At 69.1% G+C, this 23,756-nt stretch carries 25 protein-coding genes; 11 read left to right on the top strand and 14 right to left on the bottom strand.

Features of this window, described 5'->3' with window-relative positions; genetic code table 11:
• Window positions 1-98 precede the first annotated feature (98 nt).
• Window positions 99-767: an anti-sigma factor family protein gene (locus ACWGIC_RS39135; protein WP_452080999.1), complete on the bottom strand. Its 669-nt coding sequence runs from the start codon at window positions 765-767 to the stop codon at window positions 99-101.
• On the bottom strand, window positions 764-1,378 hold the full coding sequence (gene sigE / locus ACWGIC_RS39140; RefSeq protein ID WP_452081019.1) for an RNA polymerase sigma factor SigE: 615 nt from the start codon (window positions 1,376-1,378) through the stop codon (window positions 764-766). Before sigE ends, ACWGIC_RS39135 begins: the two co-directional genes overlap by 4 nt.
• A gap of 235 nt (window positions 1,379-1,613) precedes the next feature.
• On the opposite strand from sigE, the gene ACWGIC_RS39145 reads away from it, so the two are divergent.
• Complete coding sequence (locus tag ACWGIC_RS39145) at window positions 1,614-2,270, top strand: O-methyltransferase (protein WP_182894385.1); 657 nt, start codon at window positions 1,614-1,616, stop codon at window positions 2,268-2,270.
• 32 nt (window positions 2,271-2,302) lie between these two features.
• On the opposite strand, the gene ACWGIC_RS39150 is transcribed toward ACWGIC_RS39145, so the two are convergent.
• A complete protein-coding gene (locus ACWGIC_RS39150; protein ID WP_452081000.1) occupies window positions 2,303-3,493 on the bottom strand; it encodes an MFS transporter in 1,191 nt (396 codons plus the stop codon).
• 63 nt (window positions 3,494-3,556) lie between these two features.
• On the opposite strand from ACWGIC_RS39150, the gene ACWGIC_RS39155 reads away from it, so the two are divergent.
• Both ACWGIC_RS39155 and map read left to right on the top strand, forming a co-directional pair.
• Complete coding sequence (locus ACWGIC_RS39155) at window positions 3,557-4,453, top strand: LysR family transcriptional regulator (RefSeq protein WP_452081001.1); 897 nt, start codon at window positions 3,557-3,559, stop codon at window positions 4,451-4,453.
• An 81-nt stretch (window positions 4,454-4,534) separates the two neighbouring features.
• A complete protein-coding gene (map, locus tag ACWGIC_RS39160; RefSeq protein WP_452081002.1) occupies window positions 4,535-5,323 on the top strand; it encodes a type I methionyl aminopeptidase in 789 nt (262 codons plus the stop codon).
• 47 nt (window positions 5,324-5,370) lie between these two features.
• Here map and ACWGIC_RS39165 read toward each other — a convergent pair whose 3' ends face one another.
• The gene (locus ACWGIC_RS39165; protein WP_452081003.1) at window positions 5,371-6,810 is read right to left on the bottom strand and encodes a leucyl aminopeptidase family protein; all 1,440 of its coding nucleotides are present in this window, start codon (window positions 6,808-6,810) and stop codon (window positions 5,371-5,373) included.
• A gap of 88 nt (window positions 6,811-6,898) precedes the next feature.
• Entirely contained in the window at window positions 6,899-7,066 is a 168-nt protein-coding gene (locus ACWGIC_RS39170; protein ID WP_005155393.1) for a DUF3117 domain-containing protein, read from the bottom strand.
• Between the two features lie 202 nt (window positions 7,067-7,268).
• Between ACWGIC_RS39170 and ACWGIC_RS39175 the strand changes: the two genes are divergently transcribed.
• The gene (locus ACWGIC_RS39175; protein WP_452081004.1) at window positions 7,269-8,063 is read left to right on the top strand and encodes an enoyl-CoA hydratase-related protein; all 795 of its coding nucleotides are present in this window, start codon (window positions 7,269-7,271) and stop codon (window positions 8,061-8,063) included.
• Window positions 8,064-8,619: 556 nt separating this feature from the next.
• On the opposite strand, the gene ACWGIC_RS39180 is transcribed toward ACWGIC_RS39175, so the two are convergent.
• The 5 genes from ACWGIC_RS39180 to ACWGIC_RS39200 are packed head-to-tail and all read right to left on the bottom strand — an operon-like array spanning window position 8,620 to window position 10,963.
• The gene (locus ACWGIC_RS39180) at window positions 8,620-9,183 is read right to left on the bottom strand and encodes a DNA-3-methyladenine glycosylase I (protein ID WP_452081005.1); all 564 of its coding nucleotides are present in this window, start codon (window positions 9,181-9,183) and stop codon (window positions 8,620-8,622) included.
• Complete coding sequence (locus tag ACWGIC_RS39185; RefSeq protein ID WP_452081006.1) at window positions 9,180-9,635, bottom strand: SRPBCC family protein; 456 nt, start codon at window positions 9,633-9,635, stop codon at window positions 9,180-9,182. The genes ACWGIC_RS39180 and ACWGIC_RS39185 overlap by 4 nt, the downstream gene beginning before the upstream one ends.
• Complete coding sequence (locus tag ACWGIC_RS39190) at window positions 9,628-9,957, bottom strand: DivIVA domain-containing protein (protein WP_037815935.1); 330 nt, start codon at window positions 9,955-9,957, stop codon at window positions 9,628-9,630. The genes ACWGIC_RS39185 and ACWGIC_RS39190 overlap by 8 nt, the downstream gene beginning before the upstream one ends.
• Window positions 9,954-10,637 carry a permease prefix domain 1-containing protein gene (locus ACWGIC_RS39195; RefSeq protein ID WP_452081007.1) on the bottom strand — a complete coding sequence of 228 codons (684 nt, stop codon included), beginning with the start codon at window positions 10,635-10,637 and terminating at the stop codon, window positions 9,954-9,956. Before ACWGIC_RS39195 ends, ACWGIC_RS39190 begins: the two co-directional genes overlap by 4 nt.
• Window positions 10,638-10,645: 8 nt before the next feature.
• Window positions 10,646-10,963, bottom strand: a complete 318-nt coding sequence (locus ACWGIC_RS39200) for a helix-turn-helix transcriptional regulator (RefSeq protein ID WP_452081008.1) — start codon at window positions 10,961-10,963, stop codon at window positions 10,646-10,648.
• Window positions 10,964-11,103: 140 nt separating this feature from the next.
• Between ACWGIC_RS39200 and ACWGIC_RS39205 the strand changes: the two genes are divergently transcribed.
• From ACWGIC_RS39205 to cydC, 4 genes are read left to right on the top strand one after another with little or no spacing between them, the layout of a single operon-like run.
• Window positions 11,104-12,267 (top strand): cytochrome ubiquinol oxidase subunit I, encoded by a 1,164-nt coding sequence (locus ACWGIC_RS39205; protein WP_452081009.1) that lies wholly within the window; start codon window positions 11,104-11,106, stop codon window positions 12,265-12,267.
• Window positions 12,268-12,270: 3 nt separating this feature from the next.
• Window positions 12,271-13,248: a cytochrome d ubiquinol oxidase subunit II gene (locus ACWGIC_RS39210; RefSeq protein ID WP_452081010.1), complete on the top strand. Its 978-nt coding sequence runs from the start codon at window positions 12,271-12,273 to the stop codon at window positions 13,246-13,248.
• 12 nt (window positions 13,249-13,260) lie between these two features.
• Entirely contained in the window at window positions 13,261-14,760 is a 1,500-nt protein-coding gene (gene cydD / locus ACWGIC_RS39215) for a thiol reductant ABC exporter subunit CydD (RefSeq protein ID WP_452081011.1), read from the top strand.
• The gene (gene cydC / locus ACWGIC_RS39220) at window positions 14,757-16,271 is read left to right on the top strand and encodes a thiol reductant ABC exporter subunit CydC (RefSeq protein ID WP_452081012.1); all 1,515 of its coding nucleotides are present in this window, start codon (window positions 14,757-14,759) and stop codon (window positions 16,269-16,271) included. The genes cydD and cydC overlap by 4 nt, the downstream gene beginning before the upstream one ends.
• Here cydC and ACWGIC_RS39225 read toward each other — a convergent pair.
• Window positions 16,255-16,866, bottom strand: coding sequence for a hypothetical protein (locus ACWGIC_RS39225; RefSeq protein ID WP_452081013.1), 612 nt, complete (start codon window positions 16,864-16,866; stop codon window positions 16,255-16,257). The two genes, cydC and ACWGIC_RS39225, sit on opposite strands and share 17 nt — an antisense overlap.
• A 73-nt stretch (window positions 16,867-16,939) precedes the next feature.
• The gene (locus ACWGIC_RS39230) at window positions 16,940-17,845 is read right to left on the bottom strand and encodes a glucosyl-3-phosphoglycerate synthase (protein ID WP_452081014.1); all 906 of its coding nucleotides are present in this window, start codon (window positions 17,843-17,845) and stop codon (window positions 16,940-16,942) included.
• 54 nt (window positions 17,846-17,899) lie between these two features.
• On the opposite strand from ACWGIC_RS39230, the gene ACWGIC_RS39235 reads away from it, so the two are divergent.
• Window positions 17,900-18,574 (top strand): lysophospholipid acyltransferase family protein, encoded by a 675-nt coding sequence (locus tag ACWGIC_RS39235; RefSeq protein ID WP_452081020.1) that lies wholly within the window; start codon window positions 17,900-17,902, stop codon window positions 18,572-18,574.
• Window positions 18,575-18,578: 4 nt separating this feature from the next.
• Here ACWGIC_RS39235 and ACWGIC_RS39240 read toward each other — a convergent pair whose 3' ends face one another.
• Window positions 18,579-19,121: an LOG family protein gene (locus tag ACWGIC_RS39240; RefSeq protein ID WP_452081015.1), complete on the bottom strand. Its 543-nt coding sequence runs from the start codon at window positions 19,119-19,121 to the stop codon at window positions 18,579-18,581.
• Window positions 19,121-19,906, bottom strand: a complete 786-nt coding sequence (locus ACWGIC_RS39245) for an LOG family protein (protein WP_452081016.1) — start codon at window positions 19,904-19,906, stop codon at window positions 19,121-19,123. The genes ACWGIC_RS39240 and ACWGIC_RS39245 overlap by 1 nt, the downstream gene beginning before the upstream one ends.
• Before the next feature lie 359 nt (window positions 19,907-20,265).
• Here ACWGIC_RS39245 and ACWGIC_RS39250 point away from each other — a divergent pair, with 359 nt between their 5' ends.
• Together ACWGIC_RS39250 and ACWGIC_RS39255 are read left to right on the top strand one after the other, a co-directional pair.
• Window positions 20,266-22,356: a M4 family metallopeptidase gene (locus ACWGIC_RS39250; protein ID WP_452081017.1), complete on the top strand. Its 2,091-nt coding sequence runs from the start codon at window positions 20,266-20,268 to the stop codon at window positions 22,354-22,356.
• A 188-nt stretch (window positions 22,357-22,544) separates the two neighbouring features.
• Complete coding sequence (locus tag ACWGIC_RS39255) at window positions 22,545-23,603, top strand: chitinase (protein WP_452081018.1); 1,059 nt, start codon at window positions 22,545-22,547, stop codon at window positions 23,601-23,603.
• Window positions 23,604-23,756 lie beyond the last annotated feature (153 nt).

Genomic DNA, 23,756 nt, shown 5'->3' on the forward strand with positions numbered 1-23,756 from the left:
GACAAGCACCCCCGCGCCGTCGTCACAATCAGCTTCGGGGTGCCCCCTCACGAATCCGGGGCGCAATGTCGCCGCCAGGCGACGAGCCGCCCCGCCCCCTACCGAGCCGCCACAGCAGCCCCAGCCCGAACCACGCCAGGCTCAGCCTCCGGCCCCGGCTCCGGAGACACCACCCCACTACCAGTCCGAGGCACATTCAAATTCGCAGGCAGCAGATTCGCGTTAGGCACCCGCCCAGGCCCGTCGGCCCCTTCGCCGCTATCCGCCGCCGTCCCGACGAGCGCGAGCGCGCTCAGCACGAGCCCGGACACCACGACCCCGGCCCCTTGCGCCGCCCGCTTCCGGCTGAACGCGAACCGTCCGCCGCCGAGCACCGTCGCCGACTGCCCGAGCGGCGCGGTTGTTCCCAACGGCGCAGCACCCCCGAGCACTCCCGCGTCCCGCAATCCGGCCACCCGCTCCGGCCGCTGGATCGCCACCAGCTGGCCATCCGCGGTGACCGCGAGATTGTCCGGCGTACCCGGCAAATCAGTGTGCTCCGGAATAGACCGAAGACTGGCCAGGAACCCCGCCGACATCGACGGCGCACCAGCATCCTTCACCGCCGCGACGGCCTGTCGCTGCGAGGTCACCTCCGCCGCGCAGTCCGGGCAGCGTGCGACGTGCGCGAGGGCCCGGTCGTGGGCGACCGGCGTCAGCTCGCCGTCGACCAGTGCGACTACCGCGTCGGGCATGAGGTGGGATTCGGCGAAACGCCAGCCGGTCATACGGACACCTTCACAGATTCCTCCCGGGTCGCGCGACGGCGCTCGAGCGACGCGCGCAGCGCCGAGCGGCCGCGGTGGATGCGGCTGCGCACGGTGCCGAGCTTGACGCCCAGCGTCGCGCCGATCTCCTCGTACGACAGTCCTTCCACGTCACACAGCACGACCGCGGCCCGGAACTCCGGAGGCAGCTCGTCGAGCGCCTCCTGCAGGTCGGGGTCGAGATGAGTGTCGCTGTAGTGCTGCTCGGGGCTCGGGTCGTCGCCGACGATCCGGTCGGTGTCCTCGGGCAGCCCCTCCATGCGCACGCGCGAGCGGCGGCGCGCCATGTCGAGGAACAGGTTCGTGGTGATCCGGTGCAGCCAGCCCTCGAAGGTGCCGGGCTTGTACGACGCGAGCGACCGGAAGACGCGGATGAACGTCTCCTGGGTCAGGTCTTCCGCGTCGTGCGTGTTACCGGTGAGGCGGTACGCGAGCCGGTAGACGCGGTCGGCGTGTTCGCGCACGACCTCGTCCCACGAGGGCGGCGTCCAGGCCGCCTCGGTTGCGTCCACGGTCACCGGAGCGGCCTCCGGCAGTTCGGCGTTCTGCATCAGGGGAGCAGGCACCTCCATCTGGGTCAACTCCTCTTCACCTCTGCCAACGCGGGCCGGGCACACGGTGTTCCCGTGTGGTTGAGACTCAGTTTGTCGGTCTTCCTTATGGAACTCATGAGACCGGTCTGAGAGCAGCCTGAGAAGTTGACCGGCGAGGGCCTTTCCAGGGTTTTCGCGGGCTTTACGCCGGGCCGGAAGGCGCTTACCAGGGAGCCTTCGCTGATTTATCGACAACCAGCGCTAACCTTCGCGCGTGAGTTCGGGGACAGAGGCGGCGGCCGAGACCGGGGCGGTCGGCGCCGAGCAGGTCGACGGGTACCTGCCCGACGACGACGTGCTGGCCGCGGCACGGCTGCGCGCGGTCGACCTCGGGTGCGCCCCGCTGGCCCCCGGAGCAGGCACGACGCTGCGGTTTCTCGCCGCGACGGTGGCCGCGCGGGCGGTCGTGGAGGTCGGCACCGGATCCGGCGTGAGCGGGCTGTACCTGCTGCGCGGGATGGCCGCCGACGGCGTGCTGACCTCGATCGACGTCGAGCCGGAGTACCAGCGGGCGGCGCGCAAGACCTTCCTCGAAGCGGGCTACCCGCCGGGCCGGATGCGGCTCATCGTCGGCCGTGCCCTCGACGTGCTGCCGCGGCTCACGCCGGGCGGCTACGACCTGGTGTTCGTCGACGCCGCGCGGATCGAGTACCCCGGCTACTACGAGCAGGGCGTCGCGCTGCTGCGCCGCGGCGGGGTGATCGTGTTCCACCAGGTCCTGGCGGGCGGACGGCTCACCGACCCGGCCCGGCGCGACCCGGAGACGATGGCGCTGCGCGAGGTCGCGCGGGCGGTGCGGGAGGACGAGCGGCTGATCCCGGCGTTGCTGCCGGTCGGCGGCGGACTGCTCGTGGCCACCGCGTGCTCGTGAGCGGCAGTCACGGTTAGAACCGCGATCAGCACTCACGACGCCACCAGGACATGCTCCCCTCGCCGCGCCCGCGTCCCCGCCCCCACGGCCGCCACGGCCAGCCCCAGCCACACCACGACGGCCACGATCAGCCAGCTCCACCCGGCCCGTCCGTAGACGACGCTGCCGATCCCGCCGCCGATGCTGCTGCCCAGGTAGTACATGAGCATGTACAGCCCGCCGACCTGACCGCGCGCGTTCTCCGGGGCGTCGGCCGCGGCCCAACTGTTCGCGATCGAATGCGCGGCGAAGAACGCCGTCGTCAGCACCAGGAAGCCGACGACGATCAACGGCAGCGAGTCCGGGATCGTCAGCAACGCCCCGACCGCGGTCAGCACCAGCACGCCGGCCAGTGCCCGCCGGCGGCCGATCCGCGCGGACAGCCGGTTGGCCGTAGCCGACGAAACCGAGCCCAGCGCGTAGGACACGAACACCAGCGAAGCGATCGCCGGCGACAGGTTCAGCGGCTCGCCGGTCAGCCGGAACCCGGCCGCGTTGTACAGCGCGACGAACGACCCCATGGCCAGCAGCGCGACGGCGTACTGCGCGAGCAGCACCGGCCGGCGCACCGCAGAGAGCAGGCCGGTGCCGATGTCGCGCAGGCCTTGCCGCTCCCCAGTCTTGACCGGCGAGGGCGGCAGCAGCACCACGGTCACGACCGCGCAGACCAGCGAAATCCCGGCCACCACGTACAACGCGCCGCGCCAGCCGAACGGACCGGCGGTGAACCCGGTGGCCAGCCGTCCGGTCATGCCGCCGACGGTGTTGCCCGCGATCATCGCCCCGACCGCGGCCGCGACGCCGGTCTTCCCGAGCCGTTCCACGAGGTAGGCCGTGGCCACGCCGGGGAATCCGGCGATCGCGACGCCCTGCACCGCGCGCAGCACCAGCATCACCGGGTAGTTCGGCATCAGCGGCAGCAAAAGCCCGAGCACCGAGGAGATCACGACGGACGCGACGATCACCGGCCTGCGGCCGACCACCTCGGACAGCGCGGCGATGGGCAGCACGGAAATCGCCAGCGCACCGGTCGCCACGCTCACCGTGAGCGCCGCGCCGCCGGGATCGAGGTGGTACTGCCCGGCGAGCTGCGGCAGGACCGCTTGCGGGGCGTAGAGCAGGGCGAACGACGTGAAGCCCGCGGCGGCGACCGCGACCTTCACCCGGCGGGCGGAGGAGAACATGCCCTTGAAGCTAAGCTTCGCTAATCAATACGTCTAATACACAGATCTGCCATCATTCATACTGTGCCGAATGAGAGCCTCACCGCGCAGCTCGTCCCGCACCTGTCTCTGCTGGCCACGCTGCGGAGCACCGGAAACGTCACCCGCACCGCCGAAATCCTCGGAGTGCCGCAACCCACAGTCAGCAGGCGGCTGGCCGCGCTAGGCCAAGCCCTCGGCGCGCCGCTGACCGTGCCCGACGGCCGCGGCGTCCGGCTGACCCGGGCGGCCGAACTGCTGGCCGACGCGGCGGAACGCGCGCTGCCCGTGGTCGACGCCGGGGTCCGCCTCGCTCGCGAGGAGATCGAACCGGCGAGCGGTCGCGTCGTGCTCGGATTCCTGCACCTGCTCGGCCGGTCGCTGGTGCCAGGATTGCTGCGCGTGTACCGCGATCAAGCCTCGGCGGCGCGGTTCACCCTCGTGCAGGGTTCGCTGCAGGAGGTGGTCGATCGGCTCGTGGCCGGGGAACTCGATCTCGCCCTGCTCGCCCCGGTCGTCGAGCACGACCGGCTGGAGACCGTCGTGCTCGATCAGCAGCCGATCCACCTGTCGGTTCCGGCCGGGCACCGGCTGGCCGGACGGCGCGGCGTACGCGTGGCGGAACTGGCCGACGAGCCGTTCGTCCTCCTCGAACACGGCTACGGCCTGCGCCGGATCACCGACGACCTCTGCGCCGCCGCCGGCTTCACCCCGAAGGTCGCTTTCGAGGGCCAGGAATCCGACACCGTCCGCGGGCTCGTCGGAGCGGGCCTGGGCGTCGCGCTCCTGCCGCGCTTCGAGCCCGGTTCCCCGGCCGGTGTCGCGGAGGTGCCGCTGGATCCGCCGGTCCACCGGACGATCGGGCTCGGCTGGCGCGCCGGGGAACCGCTTTCGCCCGCCGTGCAAGCGTTCCGCGACCACGTGCTCGGCAGGACGAACTAGACCCGTAGTGGTATTTCTATCCCGGTACCGTGCTACCGTTTCCGGTATAGAAATACCGGAACTTGAGGACGCGAGGTAGTCGTGATCGAGCTGAAGACGCCTGCGGAGATCGACCGCATGCACGTGACCGGGCGGTTCGTCGCCGAGGTGCTGACCGAGGTCGGCAGGCTCGCCGACGTCGGCGTCAACCTGATGGACCTGGAGCACCACGTGCGCGGCATGATCAAGCGGCGCGGGGCCGTCTCGTGCTACTGGGATTACGCGCCGTCCTTCGGCGAGGGCCCGTTCCGCAACGTCATCTGCCTGTCGGTCAACGACGCCGTCCTGCACGGCCTGCCGCACGACTACACCCTGCGCGACGGCGACGTGCTCACCGCGGACATCGCGGTCACCATCGACGGCTGGGCAGCCGATTCGGCGCGCACGGTCATCGTCGGCACGCCCGCCGAGGAGGACCAGCGGATCATCCGGGCCACCGAGGAAGCGCTCGAAGCGGCGATCGAGGCGTCGCGCGCGGGCAACCGGCTCGGCGACATCTCGGCCGCGATCGAGGCGGTCGCGACCGGCTACGGCTATCCGGTCAACACCGAGTTCGGCGGGCACGGCATCGGCCGCACGATGCACGGCGACCCGCACGTGTCCAACCGCGGCAAGGCGGGCCGCGGCATGAAGCTGCGGCCGGGCCTGACGCTCGCGCTGGAACCGTGGCTCGCGCGCACGACGGACCAGATCGTCTACGACCCGGACGGCTGGACCATCCGCTCCGCCGATGGCTCGCGCACCGCGCATTCGGAGCACACGGTCGCCATCACCGACGGGGATCCGATTGTGCTTACCCGGCGCGAGGAAGAGCTGGCGGGGAAGAACTAGAACGAGGTTCGGACTGCCGCGGCGACAGCATCGCCGCGGCAGAACCGTCAGCCCGCGTACGAAGCGGCGAACTCCACCAACGTCCGCGCCGCGAACCCGGACGCGCCCGGCACCACGTCGTCGTACGTCTTGTCCGCGCGCGCCGGGCCCGCGATGTCCAGGTGCGCCCACGGCAACCCCGCGGTGAACTCCCGCAGGAACAGCGCCGCCATGATTCCGCCGGGGCCGCCGGGAGCCTGCTTCACATCGCCGAGCTCGCCCTCGATGCCGGTCGCGTAGTCCTCGACCAGCGGCATCCGCCACCACGCTTCCCCGGCGCGGACGCCCGCCTCGATCACTCGCGCGGCGAGGTCGTCGTCGGTCGCGAAGACGCCGCCGGTGCGCAAGCCCAGCGACACCTTCATCGCGCCGGTCAGCGTGGCCGCGTCGACGATCAGGTCCGGCTTGAACTGGGAGATTCCGTACGCGAGCGCGTCGGCCATGACCATCCGGCCCTCGGCGTCGGTGTTGCCGATCTCGGTGGTCTGGCCGCCGTAGTGCCGCACGATGTCGCCCGGCCGGTACGAGCCACCGGAGACGTGGTTTTCCGCAGCGGGCACCAGCGCGGTGACGCGCACCGGCAGCTTCAGCTCCGCGATCGCGCGCATCGCGGCGATCACGGCCGCGCCGCCCGCCATGTCGGTGCGCATGAGGTGCATGCCGTCGGCCGGTTTCAGCGAAATGCCGCCGGTGTCGAACGTGATCCCCTTGCCCACGAACAGCAAATGCTTCGTCGCGCCGCGCGGACGGTGTGCCATTTCGATCAAGCGCGGCGGAGCGTCCGAACCGCCGCCAACTGCCAGGATTCCGCCGAACCCCTTGTCTGCAAGCCACTTCTCGTCTCGCACGGTCACCTCAACCGTGCTGCCCAGCACCTTTGCCGCGGTGTTCGCCAGCCACGCCGGGTTCTTAACGTTCGACGGCGCGTTCGCGAGATCGCGCGTAAAGGCAGCAGCCGCCGCGAGAATGCGTACGCGCGCCACTGCGTCTGCGTACGCGGGTACCGCGCGCTCGTGCGCGGCAACGACTCGTACGGCGGGCACTGGCGGCTTCGGCTCTGTCGTGGTGACCACGAACCGGTAGCCGCCCAGCGACAGTCCAACCGCTAGTTCGGCCGCGTGCTCCGCAGTCGCGTCTTCGGGCAGTACGACCTGGACAGTCCGGATCGGACGGTTCGCCGCCGCGTCGCGAAACGCGCGCGCCAACGCCGCACCAGTCCGTCGAAAGTCCTTCGGCGCGCCTTCGCCGATACCGGCGACCCAACGCGGACTGTCGCCGTCCTCAGGCACTTCGCGCACTTCGGCGGTGCGTCCGCTCGACCCGTACGCCGCGCCTTCCTCCGCCTCGGCCGGCGCGACCAGCAATGCTCGCGGGACTCCGCGGCGCGTCGCGGCGACGACCTCGATCTCGGGCAGCTTGGTGGGAACGGGTGGTAGCGAGTTACGCACAGCGAGCAACCTTAGGGCGCAGACGAACCGACCCCGGCCTCCGAAAGGAGACCGGGGTGCACAGTGGACAGAGCGGGGAGAGCGCAGGTCAGCCAGTGACCTCCTGCAATGCGGCGCCGAGGTCCTTCGCTTCCTCCGCGGAGAGCTCGACGACCAGCCGGCCGCCACCCTCCAGTGGCACCCGCATGACGAGGCCCCGCCCCTCCTTGGTCACTTCGAGGGGACCATCTCCGGTCCGGGGCTTCATGGCCGCCATAGCGTGCTCCCTCCGTCTCAACCGGCGCGCCCGGGTCGCGCACTCCCATGCCAGCCGGGTCTCGTCCCCCATTGTCCCTCATCAGCGCCCGGGCGCGAACGCGGACCGATCATTTGCCGCCGCATCGGTGCTGGTATGCCGCCCGCCGAGGGTGCGAGACTCAGTCCCGAGAACCCGAGCCGCCGCTTCAGAGGAGCATTTCGTGACCACATCCGACGTCCTGTTGACCGCCGATGCCGACGGCGTCCGCACGCTGACGCTCAACCGGCCGGAGGCGTACAACTCGCTGACCGTCGAGCTCAAGGAACGCCTGATCGCCGAGCTGCGCGCGGCCGCCGAGGACCCGGACGTCCGCGCGGTCGTGCTGACCGGCACCGGCAAGGCGTTCTGCGCCGGACAGGACCTCAAGGAGCACGTCGGCCTGCTGCAGGCGAACGACCCGGCCCCGCTGCACACAGTGAGCGACCACTACAACCCGATCGTCAAGGCGATCACCGGGATGCCGAAGCCGGTCATCGCGGCGGTGAACGGCACCGCGGCAGGTGCTGGCGCGGCCTTCGCGTATGCCAGCGACCTGCGGATCGCGGCTGAGTCGTCTTCGTTCTTGATGGCGTTCGCGAATGTCGGGCTCGGGCCGGACTCGGGGGCGTCGTGGACGCTGCAGCGGTTGATCGGGTACGGCCGGGCGGCGGAGTTGATGTTGATGGCGCGGACGGTCGACTCGGCGGAGGCGTTGCGGATCGGGCTCGTCGGGGAGGTTGTGCCGGACGAGGAGCTGGCGGCTCGGGCGCAGAAGGTGGCGGCGAAGCTGGCGGCTGGGCCGACGGTGGCTTACGCCAAGATCAAGAGCGTGCTGGCGGTGGCGGCGGAGTCTTCGTTGGAGGAGGCGCTGGCGGCGGAGGACGTGGCGCAGACGGAGTTGGGGGGTACTGCGGATCATGCGGAGGCTGTGGAGGCGTTCGTGGGGAAGAGGAAGCCTAATTTTCAGGGGAAGTGAGTGAGGGCTCGTCGCCTGGCGGCGACATTGCTTTGGGTGAGTGTGGGGCACCCCGAAGCTCGATTGTGCTGACGGTCTGAGGGTGGTTGTCAAGGCGGGAAAGATGCCTTGACAACCACCCTCAGACCGCAGGGAGGCTTCGTATCGGGGTGCAGGGCCGGGTGTGGCTGCGCTGGTGGGTTTGGGTGCGCGGGTGCGGTTGGGCAGTGGGTGCGCGCGGCTTGGGTGAGTGGGCAAGTTGGGTTTGCGGCTGCGGTTGGGCAGGTGGGGCGCGGGGCTTGGGTGCGCTGGCGGGGTTGGGCGCGCGGGCTGCGGTTGAGTGGTGGGACGCGGGGCTTGGGTGTGGCGGGAAGTGAGTTCGCGGGTGCGGCGGTTTGGCGGGCGGGGCTAGCGCCCCAATGTGGCATTGGGTGCGTCGCATGCACCCAATGTGGCGTTCGGTGCGTCAGACGCACCCAATGCCACATTGGGGGCATCGCAGCAGGTGGGCCGGGGGCTGGCCGGGAAAGGGCCTGAGGGAACCCAGGGTCGCGAGGGTGGGCCTCACAGAACGAGTTCAGGCTGCGCGGAAGCAGCCCTTCACGTGGTCGTCGACCATGCCGGTGGCTTGCATCAGGGCGTAGCAGGTGGTCGGGCCCAGGAAGGCGAAGCCGCGCTTCTTCAGGTCTTTGGCCATGGCTTTCGATTCGTCGGTGATCGCGGGGACGTCGGCCATGGTGCGAGGGCGGCGGTGTTTCGCGGGGGCGAAGGACCATAGGAGCTTGTCCAGCGGGAGGTCCAGGTCCGCGACGGCGCGCGCGTTCTTCACCGCTGCCTCGATCTTCGCGCGGTTGCGGACGATTCCGGCGTCTTGCATCAAGCGTTCGACGTCCTTCTCGCCGAAGCGCGCGACCTTCTCCGGGGCGAAGCCGCGGAAGGCTTTCCGGAAGTTTTCGCGTTTGCGGAGGATGGTGATCCAGGACAGTCCGGACTGGAAGGATTCGAGGCACAGGCGTTCGTACAACTCGGCCTCGCCGTGCAGCGGGACGCCCCACTCCTTGTCGTGGTACTCCGCGTAGTCCGGGGACGAGTTGCCCCAGCTGCATCGGGCGATGCCATCCTCGCCCAGCAGGTCCGTCATTGTTCCCCCATTGAATAGTTCTCCGCGAACCTCGCGAACTGGCGCAGCGAATGCCGCACCCCGAGCGCGAACGCCGGGCGCGCCAGCGGCCAGCCCGCGCGGCCGAGGAGTCCGAACGGCAGCTTGAGGTGTTCGGCCCACACGAACGTGCAGTGTCCCGCCCCCTTCGACAGCACCTGGAACACCCCGGTTCCCTGCACGAAGCTGCCGAGGTGGCGCACCGTGCAGCGCAGCGGCGGCTCCCAGGCGGTGATCTCCATGGTGTCGGTGAAGCCGATTCCCGCGACGCCGGTGAAGGCCGCGAGCTTCGAGCCGACGCTGCGTCCGTTGCCCTCGACGACCCGCACCGACGTGCCGAGCATCCACTCGCCTTGCCGGGCCCAGTCGGTGAGCGCGAGCCAGGTCGTGCCTGCTGGCGCCGCGACGTCGACCGACAGCACCAGGTCACTCACCCGTCGGCCTCCGGTGCGCCGCCTCGCGCGGCTGCTGCGCGGCTTCGAGCCGGGCGACGCGTTCGCGCAGTTCGTCCAGTTCCACGCCGGTCCTGCGCAGCACCCAGTCCACTTCGGACATCTTGTAGCCGCGGAACACCAGCTGGAAACGCACCTGGCGGACGTCCTCGCCCGTGATGTCCTCGGCGGGCAGGCGGGTGGGCGAGCTGCCCGGCGGCAGCGGCGCCAGTTCCTCGCCCCGGCCGAACACCACAGCGGCCAGGAGGAACACCACGGCGGCCACCAGCAGCATGACTACGAGGTAGATCAGCGCGGTCGTCACGCGACGATCGTGGCACACCGCCGCCAGGAACGTCGCGCTAGCACGACAAGTCGGAACGACAGGATCACCCACGAAACCATCAGCAGCCCGCACGGCCCGCTGAGGAACAGCCTCGCCGCGTCGACCACTCCGGTCGCTCCGATCAGCAGCAGCACCGAGAACAGGTTGAGGCCCACGGCGATCGCGCCGAGCACCCGGCAGACCCGCGCCGTGCGCGCGCCGTCGAACCGGCGGCTCAGCCACCGCGTGGCCGCCAGCGCGAGAAGGCCGACGAAGGGCACCGCGTAGATCGCGGCGTGGGTGAACTGCGTGACGTACAGGTACCAGCCGGGGTTCGGTGTGGTCAGCCGCGACCAGGAACCGTAGGTGAAGATGCGGGCCACCTGCCACGACGTCTCCATCACCGGCACGCCGAACACGAGCAGCCACAGCATCCGCACGCCGTTGTGCATGCTCAGTTCCGCCTGGTAGTCGCCGGCGACCTCGCGGATCTGACCGAAATCCGCTACCGCGCGGCGTTGCGCTTCGGTCTCGCTCCAGCCGCCCTCGCGGTACGCCTCAGCCGCGTCGAGCAGACCGTCGCGTGCTTCGGCGAGCAGATCCGCCTTCGCGCCCCGGCGGCCGACCAGCGCGCGGTCCAGTTCGGCCAGGTAGCCGTCGATGGGGCTTGTCTTCGTCATCGCTCCGGTCATGGTTCCAGCACTCCGCCGATCACCGTGGTGAACTCCCGCCACTGCGCCCGCTCCGCGGTCAGTGCCTGCTGCCCGGCGCGAGTGAGCCGGTAGGTGCGCCGTTTGCGACCGGACACCACGTCCCATTCACTGGCCAGCCAGCCTGCGCGCTCGAGCCGGCGCAACGCCGGGTACACCGTGCCGGTGGGCAGGTCGAGCGCTCCGTCGCTGCGCAGCGCCAGCGCCTCGATGATCGCGTAGCCGTGCAGCTTGCGGCCGTCGAGGACGGCCAGCAGCAACGCGTCGAGGTGTCCGCGCAACGTGTCCGCTTTCATAGGTGGGCAGTCTACTCATCTTGACCTTGGCAGGCTAATCGCCTTGGTCGGCGGAACCGTCCGGGAAAAACCCTGAGATAACCCGGATCTCATGGGTTTCGCCGCTACATGTAGCCGTACTACGTATAGGCTCTGCCGGCATGGACCCACTGCCGATCGCGAGACTCCAGTTCGCGACCACAACCTCGTTCCACTTCCTGTTTGTGCTGCTCACCCTGGGTTTGGTGACCATGGTGGCGATCATGCAGACCCGCGCGACGATCCGTGGCGAGGAGCAGCAGCACCGGATGACCGCGTTCTGGGGACGCCTGTACGTGGTCAACTACGCACTCGGAATCGTCACCGGAATCGTGATGGAATTCCAGTTCGGGATGACCTGGACCGGACTGTCCGCGTTCGCCGGGGACGTTTTCGGCGCGCCGCTCGCGATCGAGACGCTGGTGGCGTTCTTCCTGGAATCGACGTTCCTCGGATTGTGGATCTTCGGCCGCGGCCGGATGAACAAGTGGCTGCACCTGGCGGTGTTGTGGCTGGTCACGCTGACCGCGTACGCCTCGGCGCTGTTCATCATGGTCGCCAACTCGTTCCTGCAGAACCCGGTCGGTTCGCGGATGGAGAACGGTGTGCTGCGCCTGGACGACTTCGGCGCGCTGTTCACCAACCCGGCACTGGTCGCGTCGCTGCCGCACGTGCTCGGGGCGGCGCTGCTGACCGGCGGGTTCTTCGTGACCGGGGTCAGCGCGTACCACTTCCTCAAGCGCACCAGCGAGATCGGCTTCTTCCGCAGCTCGCTTCGGATCGGCGTCGTGACGTCACTGATCGGCAGCGTGCTGGTGATCCAGGCCGGGTTCGCACAGTTCGCCGAGGTGGCCAGCTATCAGAACGGCAAGTTCAACGGCGCGGTGGGCGTCGGGCTTCCGCTCGGGATGATGATCATGCTCGGCTTCTTCGCGTTCTTCGCGTCGCTCATCGGCACGCTGCTGTTGTTCCGCGACCTGCTGCTGCGGGCGCGGCCGGTGCTTCTGCTGATGGTGCCGGGAATCGCCGTGCCGTTCGTCGCCGCGATCCTGGGCTGGCTGGTCCGCGAGATCGGGCGTCAGCCGTGGCTGGTGTGGGGCAAGCTGCGCACTGCGGACGCGGTCGCCGGCGTCAGCGGCGGGCAGATCCTGTTCTCCTTTATCGCTTTCACGCTGTTGTTCGTCGTGCTCGCCATCGCCGACTGGGTGTTGCTCGCCCGGATCGCCAAACGCGGTCCGGCGGTCGCCGCGGCGGAAACCGAACTTCCCGTCCTGAGTGGAGTGTGACCCGTGGTGACGATCTGGTGGGGTGTGCTCGGACTATTGCTGGGCGGCTACTTCGCGTTGGCCGGCTACGACTACGGCGTCGGGATGGTGCTGCCCGCGCTGGCCCGCGACGAGGCCGGGCAACGGCGGGTGCTCGGCGCGGCCGGCCCGTTCTTCCTGGCCAACGAGGTGTGGCTGGTCGCGGCGGTCGGCGTGTTGTTCGGCGCGTTCCCGCATCTGGAGGGTCGGGTGTTCGCCGGGGCTTACGTGCTGGTCGTGCTGTTGCTGCTGGGATTGGTCACGTTCACCGCGGCGGTCCAGCTGCGGAGCCGGCATCCGGAGGGCAACCGGCGCGGCTGGACGTTCGCCATTACCGCGGGCGCGCTGGTCACAGCGGTCTCGTGGGGATTGTTCCTCGGCAACCTGGTGCGCGGGCTGCCGCTCGACGCGCAAGGCCGTCCGGTGGATGACGTCCTGGCGCTGTTCAATCCGTACGCGGTGTTGTGGGGGCTCGGGTTTGTCGCGCTGTTCTGCTTGCAGGGTCTGGTTTTCCTTGCCGTGCGCGGTCCGGCGGAAATCGCTGGGCGGGTTCGGCGGCTGACTCGGTCGTTCCTGGCTCCGGTCGGGGTCTTCCTGGTGATAGCAACGGTTTGGGGAGCTTTCTCCGGCGGTTCCTGGGCCGGGCTGGTCGTGGTAGCCATCGCCTTCGCGGCTTATCTGACCATCCTTTTCGGACTCAGTCGGCCGCGGTTGGCCCTGCCCGCCGCGATGCTGCTGAGCGCCTGCCCGGCGTTGCTGGCCGGCGTACTGCGGTTCCCGGTCGTCTTGTCGTCCACGACGGGCTATCAGCTGACCGTCGAGCAGGCCGCCACCACGCCGGACATGGCCGCGGTGATCGGCTGGTTCGCGGCACCGGCAATCCTCGTGCTGATCGCTGTGCAGTGGCTGACCTGGAGGGCACATCGGCAGCCGGTTGACGAAAAGTCGTTGCTGCACTTCTGAAGGAGCCTCGCCATGCCCGTCCTACCCGGTCTCCGCGGTTACCTCACAGCGCTCGGCGTGCTGGGCGTCGCCGCCGCCGTCACCGTGCTCGTCCAGGCGGACGGGCTGGCGACACTCCTCACCGGCGGCGGTGTTTCGATAGCATTGTGCGTCGCAGTCGGGGCGCGGATTCTGCTCGTCTTCGTACAGGGTTTGCTCACCAGCCGCTTCACCGCGTCGGCGCAAGCGGGTCTGCGTCGCCGGTTGCTCGACGCGACCGGCGACCCCGGCGTGACCGCCACCCGAATCACCAAGGGCGTGGACGCCACCGCGACCTACCTCACCGGATACCTGCCCGCGATGGTGTTGTCCGTACTGGTTCCGATCGCAGTACTGGCAAGGCTTTTCACCGAAGACCTGACCTCCGCGTTGATCGTAACCGCGACCGTTCCGTTGATCCCGATCTTCGGCGCGCTGATCGGTGCCCACACGAAAGCGCGTACACAGTGGACACTCCTGACGCGACTGGGCGGACATTTCCTCGACGTCGTCCGCGGTTTGCCGACGCTCAAGCTGTTCGGCCGCGCACAAGCTCAGACCCGCATCGTGCGCGAGATGGCCGACGCGCACGCCGACGCCACCATCAGAACGCTAAAGGTCGCCTTCCTGTCCGCGTTGGTGCTCGAACTGGTCGCTACCCTGTCGATCGCGCTTGTCGCAGTTCCGATCGGATTCCGGCTGTTGTCCGGCTCGATGACCGCCCACGCCGCGATGCTGATCCTGGTCCTTGTCCCCGAGGCGTACCTGCCGCTGCGCGCCGCCGGAGCGAAGTTCCACGCTGCCGCCGAAGGACTCGCCGCGTTAAAGGAGATCCTGACCGCCCCAACGGCCGTGCGCCGCTCCGGTACCCAGACGCGTCGCCTCGGTCCGCCGGAGGTTGTTTTCGATCGCGTTTCCGTGCACTACGGCGAAACCTGCGCACTGTCCGAAGTGGACATGACAATTCGCTCCGGCGAACACCTCGCTCTGGTCGGGCCGAGCGGTTCCGGCAAATCCACCCTGCTCGCCGTACTGCTGGGCTTCGTCCAGCCGACGTCCGGCCAAGTCCTGATCGACGGTATCGACCTGCGCACCCTCGACCACTCGTCCTGGTTGCGCGACACCGCGTGGCTGCCGCAACGCCCGACGCTCTTCCGAGGCACCCTCAAGGAAAACACCGGCGGACGTCGAGTCGACGACATCGTCGCCGATCTCCCCGACGGCTACGCGACCCAGGTCGGCGAACTGGGCGCCGGGCTGTCCTCCGGACAACGGCAACGCGTCGGCTTAGCCCGTGCTCTCTCCCGCACCGAAGCCGGACTCGTCCTGCTGGACGAACCCACCGCCCGGCTAGACGCACGTACCGAAGCAACTGTGCTGGCAGGCGCTAGGAAACTGCTGCCCGGCCGTACCGCGCTCCTGGTCGCGCACCGCCCGGCGCTGGCAGCACTCGCGTCGCGGACGGTCGAACTCAAACATGGGGTGACAGTATGAAACTCGTCCGCGCGACCCTGCTCGCCGTCGGGGCCGAACTTGCCGGGCTCGGGCTGACCGGCACCGCGGCGTGGCTGCTCATGCGCGCCGCCGAACAACCTCCGCTCGCCGCGCTCACGCTGGCGATCGTCGCCGTGCGAGTCTTCGCGCTGGCCCGCGGCGGGCTCCGGTACGCCGAACGCCTTGCCGGGCATGACGTTGTCCTCCGCTACCTCGGCTCGTTGCGGACCCGGGTGTACCAGGCCCTTCTCCCCCGCCGCGTCGCCGAACACTCCGGCGCGGACCTGGTCACCCGCCTAGTGTCCGATGTGGACGCAGTGCAGGACGCCGTCCTCCGGCTCGCGCTGCCGGCCGCGGTCGCGGGAACCGTCGGTCTCGCAGTGGTGATTTTCGCTGGCCTGGTAAGCCTTCCGCTCGCTGGAGCCGTCCTGATCGGACTCATCGCGACAGGACTACTGCTGACACTCAGAGGAAAGCCCAGCGAGCGACAAGAACTTGCCGAACGCACGGTAGAACTCGTCCTCGGCCGCCACGAACTGATCGCCTACGGCTGGGAACAACGCGAGAAAGAGCGCGCCGCCACAGTCATCCAAGAGCTAGCGGACGACTCCCGCCGCACCGGCTGCCGCCTCGCCCTGGTCACGGCTGCCGCAGTGGCCGTGCAATTCGCGACCACCGCCGCGGTCGCGCTGCTCAGCCCGGCGAGCATCCCGGTCACCGCAGCCCTCACCCTGACCACGATGGCCCTGTTCGAGCTGGTCCTGCCGCTGCTCGCCGCCGCCGAACGAATCCCCGACCTCCGGGCGTCGCTGAGCCGAGTACGCGCCGTCCTCGCCGCCCCGCCACCAGCCCCGGAACCCGAGCCCGGCCCCGGGCATTTCCGGCTGACCAACGTCGGCGTACAGCATCCCGGCCGCCGAGCCGCGCTCGACGGCATCGATCTCGACCTGCCGCCCGGTACCCGCCTAGGCATTCTCGGCCCGTCCGGAGCCGGAAAAACCACCCTGCTGCACGTCCTGCTCGGCTTCGTCTCCCCTACATCCGGTTCGGTCACCGTCGACGGCCGTCCGGTGGCCGGACCGCACCCCGCCGTGATCTCCGGAGCTCTCGCCGACGCACACGTCTTCGCCACGACCGTCCGGGAAAACCTGCTGCTGGCCAACCCGGAAGCCACCGACGACGACCTGCGCGCCGCCTGCGAAACCGCCGGTTTCGACCTTCCGCTGGACCGGGACACCGGCCAGGACGGCGACGCCCTCTCCGGCGGTCAACGGCAACGGCTGATCCTCGCCCGCGCCGTACTCGCCGCACCGCCGGTACTGGTCCTCGACGAACCGGTGGAAGGACTCGACCCCGCACACGGCGACGAAATCCTGGCCCGAGTTCTCGCCCAGGCCAGGGGCACCGTCGTGCTGGTGACACACCGGCCCGAGCACGTCGCCGGATTCGACCGGATCCTCACGCTGGAAGACGGGCGGCCAGCACTTCAGCAGCTCACCCTTCCCGCGTGAGCTGGATCAGCGGGTCCATCGGGTCGAGGTGGAGCATGTCGTTGGCGTCGATGTGCGGTTGCGAGTCCGGCGAGCCCCGGAGGAGCGCGACGAAGACGTTGGTGAGCCGGACCCGTCCGCCGCCGAGATGGGCGACCCCCTTCGGCTCGTCGAGACCGGCCAGCCACTCGGCTTGCACCGGGTGCATCGTGGCGAGGTAGGTCCCGGTCCGGCCGGAACGGATTTCGCGGTCGGCCAGTACATCGCCCCAGCGGGCGAGCGTGAGGATCTCGTCGATCGAGAGCCGGAGGTCGTCGTTTCCCCCGTGCTCCATCGTTTTGTAGCCAGCTCGGCGGGCGATTCCGCCGAGCCAGTAGCTGGAGTCGTCGCCAGGCACGCTTCGGTAGACCGTCTGCCACACGGGACGCCGGTGATACGGATGCGGAGCCAGCTCGGCCCAGCCGATCGGGAACCCGCCCCGGCTGCCGTCGTCCGCGCAGACCCGCACGGTGTTCTTGTCCGGCCGCTGGAGAACCAGATTGCGCGATTTCACCCAGTTCGCAGTGCCGGGGTCCAGCTGGTCTTTGGCCACGTCCATCGCCCCCGCGAGTCGCATCGGATCGGTCCTGGAACGTAGCTCGCTCCGATGACATCTCGATGAATCGCGCCGTTTGTGTCCTATGTGGACGCTACGGCTGCCGGGCGGCCAGGACGTCCCGCATCGGCGGGCGGTCCACCACCGGCACGTCCGTCACGTCCGGCACCCACTCCCCGGACACCTGCACGAACTGCGTGAACCGTGCCGCCTCCGCACTCGGCATCCCGCAGCGCGCCAGCGCGGTGCCGAGGATCTGCCTGGCCATCACGCCGAGCTGCAGCAGCGACCGGTTGCGGTGTTTGCGCACGCCGAGGTTGACCTGAGCCAATCCGTCGAGGCCGTAGCGCTCCTCGGCGTCAAGCAGCAGTCCGATCTCCACGCCGTACCCGCCGGCGAACGGCACCGACTCCAGGAACTCGCGCGTTCCCGCGTACTCGCCGCCCAGCGGCTGCACCAGCTCCCCCAGCGCCGGGCGCAGCGCGGACAGCACCGGCCGCGCCAGCAGCTCGGTGACCCGTCCGCCGCCGGTGCTCTCCAGCCGCAGCGGACGGCGGTAGAAGCCTTTCACCAGGTGCACGCCGTCCTCGGTGAGCAGCGGGCCGAGCAGCGACGGCACGAACGCCGGGTCCGGGTCGACCAGGTCGGAGTCCAGGAACACCAGCACGTCGCCGGCCGTCGCGGCCAGCGAGCGCCACAGCACCTCGCCCTTGCCAGGGCGCGGGGCCAGCTCCGGCAGGACGTCCTCGCGCCGCACCACGCGGGCTCCCGCGGCCGCCGCGACCTCGGTTGTCGCGTCCGTGGAGCCGGAATCGACGACCACCAGCTCGTCGACCACTCCGCCGAGCAGCGGGCGCACCGACGCCACCACGATGCCGACGGTTTCTTCCTCGTCCAGCGCCGGCAGCACGACCGACACCGTCCGGCCGCGTTTGGCGGCGAGGATGTCCTCGACGCTCCACCCCGGCTCCTGCCAGGTGCGACGGTGAAACCAGCTCATGGAGGCGATCGTGCCATGCTGGGGCAGGTGCCCGATCCTCCGGAGGGAGAACCCTTGCTGCCGCTGCTCGTCCGTTTCGTGCTCGGACCGCTGGTCCGCGCGCTGTACCGGCCCCAGGTCGAGGGCGTGGAGAACATCCCCGAGGACGGCCCGGTCCTGCTCGCCTCCAACCACCGGGCGGCGCTGGACACCGGTGTGATCACGTTCACCACGCCGCGGCAGGTCCGGTTCCTCGGCAAGGCCGAGTACTTCACGGGCAAGGGGCTCAAGGGCCGGTTCATCGCGAAATCGCTGGACGCGCTCGGCTACATCCCGGTCGAACGCGGCAACGCCCAGGCCGGGCTCGCCGCGCTCGAAGCGGGCCGCAAGGTGCTCACCGACGGCGGCGTGTTCGCGATCTACCCGGAAGGCACCCGCTCGCTCGACGGACGGCTGCACCGCGGGCACACCGGCGTCGCCGCGCTCGCGCTGTCCACCGGCGCCAAGGTGGTTCCGGTGGCGTTGTTCGGCACCGAGGGGATCCAGCCGAACGGCGCGAAAATCCCGCGGCCAGCCAAAATCCGGGTCCGGTTCGGCCAGCCGCTGGACTTCTCCCGGTACGAGGGCCAGGACTCGTCCTCGGCGATCCGCCGGTCGGTGACCGACGAGATCATGTACGCCATCCTCGAACTCTCCGGACAGGAATACGTCGACACCTACCACAAGCGGCCGGACGAAAAAGCGTCGTAACGCGTTATCCGACCGAACGGCTCATGATGTCGACCAGCTTTTCGGCGTCGGAGGCGACGGTGATCAGCTGCCGGGTTTCCGGACGAAGGAACCCCTTCTCCAGCATCTGATCGGCGAACGCCACCAGCGGCGAGTAATACCCGGCCACGTCGAGCAACCCGATCGGCTTGCGGTGAATGCCGAGCTGCGCCCAGGTCCACACCTCGAACAATTCCTCGAGCGTGCCGACCCCGCCGGGCAACGCGACGAACGCGTCCGACAGCGCGGCCATTTTCGCTTTGCGCTGGTGCATGTCGGCGACCACGTGCAATTCGGTGAGGCCGCCGTGCGCGATTTCCACGTCCGACAGCACTTCCGGGATCACGCCGATCACTTCGCCGCCGGCCTCGAGCGCGGCGTTGGCCACCACGCCCATGGTGCCGACGCTCGCGCCGCCGTAGACGAGGCCGATTCCCCGCTGTGCCAACAGTTTTCCGACCCCGGCCGCCGCCTCGGCGTACTCCGGTGAAAACCCCTGCGCCGAACCGCAGAACACACAGATCCGCATCAGTGCGTGTCCTCCCAAGCCTGGTAAGAATCCTGCACGACCCGCACCGCGTCGTCGATGTCGTCGGTCAGGTGCAGCAGCTGGAGATCCTTCTCGCCGATTTTCCCGCCCTCGAGCACCGATTTCGAGATCCAGTCGTACAGCCCGCCCCAGTATTCGGTGCCGAACAGCACCACCGGGAATTTGGTCACCTTCTTGGTCTGGACGAGCGTGAGCGCCTCGAACAGTTCGTCGAGCGTGCCGAATCCGCCCGGAAGACAGATGAACGCCTGCGAGTACTTGACGAACATGGTCTTGCGCGCGAAGAAGTAGCGGAAGTTCACGCCGAGGTCGACCCACGGGTTGAGGCCCTGCTCGAACGGCAGCTCGATGCCCAGCCCGACGGAGAACCCGCCCGCCTCGTTCGCGCCGCGGTTCACCGCTTCCATCGCGCCCGGACCGCCGCCGGTCATCACCGCGAACCCGGCTTCGGCGAGCGCGGCGCCGATCTTGCGGCCCAGTTCGTACTCCGGGTTGTCGCGTTTGGTCCGCGCCGAACCGAACACGGTCACCGCGCGCGGAACCTCGGCCAGTGCACCGAACCCCTCGACGAACTCGGCCTGGATGCGCAGCACGCGCCACGGGTCGGTGTGCACCCAGTCGCTCGGTCCTCGCGAATCGAGCAGCCGCTGATCGGTCGTGCTGCCCTGATCGCGCCGATCGCGCCGGAGCACCACCGGGCCCTTGTGCCGCTCCACCGGACGTTCGGGGTACTGGCCGTCGGGAAATTCAGACTGTTCGCTCACCAGCCAAGCCTACGGGCCGATCGGCCGCGGCGGGCGCCCGCGTAGGCACCAGAGCGTGACGGATCGGTTGCCCGCGCCTGAACGCGGGAAAGCGGACCACCAGCGGGTTCCGGTCCTCCTACCAATGGCCGGTTGTCAGGAACTACCGACGAAAGTCGCCCGGCCCGTCCCGAATCGGAGTTTTCCCTGCTACGAGGCCACTTGCGAGGAATAGTCCTGATCGCCCCCAGGGTCCCGCTGGTCCGTTCAGCGCATTGACCACCCCCGTGAGCGCTCTTTTACTCACGGTGTCCGCGGCCTGATCAGCCCAGCTCAACGCGTTGCGCTTTTCCCCATCGTGTACCCCGAAAGGACTGTCGATGACGTCCAGAAGAGGGCTCGCTACCGGCATCGCAAGTGTCGCCGGTCTCGCCCTTTCCCTGCTCGCGCTGCCGGTGACCTCGGCATCCGCGGCCCCCGCCCAACCTTCCGCAGACCCGCAGGCCACCGCGATCGCGGCCGCCGACCGGGCCGCCGCCGCCGGCGCGGTCGGGCTCCGCAAGAGCTCGGCCGAGAGCCTGCACCGCGTCAGCACCACCCTGGGCGACGCCGGGCTGTATTACAACTCCTACGAGCGCACCTACGACGGCCTCCGGGTCGTCGGCGGGGATGCGGTGATCGTCGCCGACGGAGCGGGCCGCGTGCGCGGCACCGATTCCGCCGAGAGCGCGGCCATCACCGTGGGCACCACGCCTGCTGTCGACGCGGCGCGCGCGGCTTCGGTCGCCCGCGGCCAGTTGCCGACCGTGAGCAAGGTGAGCAAGCCTGATCTGGTCGTTCTCGGTGGCGCACAGCCGAAACTGGCCTACGAGGTCGTCGTCGCGGGCCGTACCGCGAAGGCGCCGAGCAACCTGCACGTCTTCGTCGACGCCGCGACCGGCAAGGTCCTCGACCAGCGCGACGACGTGAAGGCCGAGAGCCCGGCCAAGACCGGGACGAACGCCGCGGCCCCGCTGGCGGCGGGCACCGGCAACAGCTACTACGCCGGCCAGGTCAGCATCGACACCACCGGTTCCGGCAGCTCGTACTCGATGCGCGACCCGGGACGGCCGGGCATCAGCTGCGGCCGCGAGGGCGGCTCGGTGTTCACCAAGTCGTCCAACAACTGGGGCAACGGGTCCGGCACGGACCTCGAAACCGGCTGCGTCGACGTGCTCTACACGGTGCAGACCGAGTGGAACATGCTCAAGGACTGGCTGGGCCGCAGCGGAATCGACGGCAACGGCAACGGTTTCCCGGCGTCGGTCGGCCTGAACGACGTCAACGCCTACTGGGACGGCTCGTCCACCCACTTCGGGCACTCGCAGGACAACCAGCGCCAGGCGACCACGATGGACGTGGCGGGCCACGAGTTCGGCCACGGCATCTTCCAGAACACGCCGGGCGGCGCGGGTTCGGGCAACGAGAACGGCGGGCTCAACGAGTCCACCGGCGACATTTTCGGCGCGCTGACCGAGTTCTACGCGAACAACCCGGTCGACAAGCCGGACTTCGAGGTCGGCGAGGGCGTCAACCTGGTCGGCCGGGGCCCGATCCGCTACATGTACGACCCGTCGAAGGTCGGCGACCCGAACTGCTACTCGTCGTCGATCCCGAACACCGAGGTGCACGCCGCCGCGGGCCCGCAGAACCACTGGTTCTACCTGCTTTCCGAGGGCACCTCGCCGTCGGACGGCCAGCCGACGAGCCCGACCTGCAACAACAGCAGCGTCACCGGCATCGGTGTCCAGAAGGCCGGCAAGATCTTCTACAACGGCCTGCTGCACAAGACGTCGTCCTGGAACCACAAGGCGGCCCGCAAGGCCACCCTGCAGGCGGCGGTCGACCTGTTCCCGGGCAGCTGCACCGAGTTCAACGCCACCAAGGCGGCGTGGGACGCGGTTTCGGTCGGCGCGGTCTCCGGTGAAGCCACCTGCAGCGGCGAACCGCCCAAGGACAACGACTTCTCCGTCGCGCTCTCGCCGACGACCGCGACTGTCCAGCCTGGACAGTCGGCCACGTCGACGGTGACCACCAAGATCACCAACGGCAACGCGCAGTCGGTGAAGCTGACCGCGAGCGGCCTGCCCTCGGGCGCCACCGCGACGTTCAACCCGGCGACCGTGCAGTCCGGCGGCACCGCGACCCTGACGATCGCCACCACGGCGAGCACGCCGAACGGCACCAGCAAGGTCACGATCACCGCCACCGGCGCGAACGCCACCCACACCGCCGACTTCACGCTCACCGTGGGCAGCGGCAACCCGGGCGGCTGCGGCGGCGTGACGGCGTGGGACTCGAACAAGTTCTACGGTCCGGGCGACGTCGTCTCGTACAAGAGCCACAAGTGGACCTCGTCGTGGTACTCCGTCGGCGCTGAGCCGGGTGCGCCCGGTTCCTGGGCCGTCTGGACCGACAGCGGGGCCTGCTGACGCAGTAATCGCTCCCTAGTTTGACCTGGACCAGCCGGGCACGGCGCCTCGTGCCCGGCTGGTCCGCGTCTATCCACTTGTCCAGACCACCTGGCGTGAATTTGTCTAGACCATACGATCGGGGGTAGGCATCCCCCGGGCCGCCGCTTACCGTTGCGGCAACACCGTTATCGGGGACGGGAGCCGTGATGTTCGGTCGGAAATCGCGTTGGTTCGGGACCGCCGTGGCGGCCCTGCTCGCACTGCCGCTCGCGGGAGTCGCTTCCGCCTCAGCGGCCGCCGCGCCGCAATCTGACACCTGCGCGGTGAAGCCGAGACCGTCCGGCTCAGTGCTGCAAGGCTATTGGGAAAACTGGGACGGCGCCTCGAACGGCGTGCACCCCGGCATGGGCTGGGTGCCGATCAACGATCCCAGCATGGCCGCCCACGGGTACAACGTCATCAACGCCGCTTTCCCGGTGATCCTTTCCGACGGCACCGTGCAGTGGGAAGACGGCATGGACGCCACGGTGAAGGTCTCCACGCCTGCTGAGATGTGCGCGGCCAAAGACGCCGGAGCCACCATCCTGATGTCGATCGGCGGCGCGGCGGCGGGCATCGACCTGTCGTCCAGTTCGGTCGCCGACAGGTTTGTGAGCACCATCGTGCCGATCCTGAAGAAGTACAACTTCGACGGAATCGACATCGACATCGAAACCGGCCTGTCGAGCAGCGGCGACATCAACTCGCTGTCCGCCTCGCAGGCGAACCTGGAACGCATCATCGACGGCGTACTGTCGCAGATGCCAGCCGGCTTCGGCCTGACCATGGCCCCGGAAACCGCTTACGTCACCGGCGGTTCGGTCACCTACGGCTCGATCTGGGGCGCATACCTGCCGATCATCAAGAAGTACGCCGACAACGGCCAGCTGTGGTGGCTGAACATGCAGTACTACAACGGCTCGATGTACGGCTGCTCCGGCGACAGCTACGAAGCCGGGACCGTGCAAGGCTTCACCGTGCAGACGCAGTGCCTGGACAAGGGCCTCACCGTACAGGGCACGACCATCCGCGTCCCACTGGAAAAGCAGGTCCCCGGCCTCCCCGCCCAGCCAGGCGCAGGCGGCGGCTACATGAGCCCCGGCCTGGTTTCGCAGGCCTACCAAAGCGTTCCCGGCATCAAGGGCCTGATGGACTGGTCAATCAACTGGGACGGCTCGAAAGGCTGGTCCTTCGGCGACAACGTGAAGTCGCTGCAAGGCCGCTAATACCGCTGTGGGCCGGGGTGCTGCGCACGGCGCCGCCCCGGCCTCAGCTCACACTTCGGCAAAAGGGCCACCCTCCTCAGGGTTCCCCTCACGACCACCCCGGTCCGTGAAGGGCTCCTTGAGGGAATCTAATTCCCTCAAGGAGCCCTTCAC

This window comes from Amycolatopsis sp. NPDC054798 (genome assembly GCF_053611505.1).

What these genes read in the sequence shown, in the direction of transcription:
- ACWGIC_RS39135 (WP_452080999.1), bottom strand. Translation starts at nt 767, where the DNA reads ATGACCGGCTGGCGTTTCGCCGAATCCCACCTCATGCCCGACGCGGTA.
- sigE (WP_452081019.1), bottom strand. Translation starts at nt 1,378, where the DNA reads ATGGAGGTGCCTGCTCCCCTGATGCAGAACGCCGAACTGCCGGAGGCC.
- ACWGIC_RS39150 (WP_452081000.1), bottom strand. Translation starts at nt 3,493, where the DNA reads ATGTTCTCCTCCGCCCGCCGGGTGAAGGTCGCGGTCGCCGCCGCGGGC.
- ACWGIC_RS39170 (WP_005155393.1), bottom strand. Translation starts at nt 7,066, where the DNA reads ATGGCGGCCATGAAGCCCCGGACCGGAGATGGTCCCCTCGAAGTGACC.
- ACWGIC_RS39180 (WP_452081005.1), bottom strand. Translation starts at nt 9,183, where the DNA reads ATGACGGACCTGCTGGGCGAGGATGGCATCGCCCGATGCAGCTGGGGC.
- ACWGIC_RS39195 (WP_452081007.1), bottom strand. Translation starts at nt 10,637, where the DNA reads ATGACGAAGACAAGCCCCATCGACGGCTACCTGGCCGAACTGGACCGC.
- ACWGIC_RS39200 (WP_452081008.1), bottom strand. Translation starts at nt 10,963, where the DNA reads ATGAAAGCGGACACGTTGCGCGGACACCTCGACGCGTTGCTGCTGGCC.
- ACWGIC_RS39205 (WP_452081009.1), top strand. Translation starts at nt 11,104, where the DNA reads ATGGACCCACTGCCGATCGCGAGACTCCAGTTCGCGACCACAACCTCG.
- cydD (WP_452081011.1), top strand. Translation starts at nt 13,261, where the DNA reads ATGCCCGTCCTACCCGGTCTCCGCGGTTACCTCACAGCGCTCGGCGTG.
- cydC (WP_452081012.1), top strand. Translation starts at nt 14,757, where the DNA reads ATGAAACTCGTCCGCGCGACCCTGCTCGCCGTCGGGGCCGAACTTGCC.
- ACWGIC_RS39225 (WP_452081013.1), bottom strand. Translation starts at nt 16,866, where the DNA reads ATGCGACTCGCGGGGGCGATGGACGTGGCCAAAGACCAGCTGGACCCC.
- ACWGIC_RS39230 (WP_452081014.1), bottom strand. Translation starts at nt 17,845, where the DNA reads ATGAGCTGGTTTCACCGTCGCACCTGGCAGGAGCCGGGGTGGAGCGTC.
- ACWGIC_RS39240 (WP_452081015.1), bottom strand. Translation starts at nt 19,121, where the DNA reads ATGCGGATCTGTGTGTTCTGCGGTTCGGCGCAGGGGTTTTCACCGGAG.
- ACWGIC_RS39250 (WP_452081017.1), top strand. Translation starts at nt 20,266, where the DNA reads ATGACGTCCAGAAGAGGGCTCGCTACCGGCATCGCAAGTGTCGCCGGT.
- ACWGIC_RS39255 (WP_452081018.1), top strand. Translation starts at nt 22,545, where the DNA reads ATGTTCGGTCGGAAATCGCGTTGGTTCGGGACCGCCGTGGCGGCCCTG.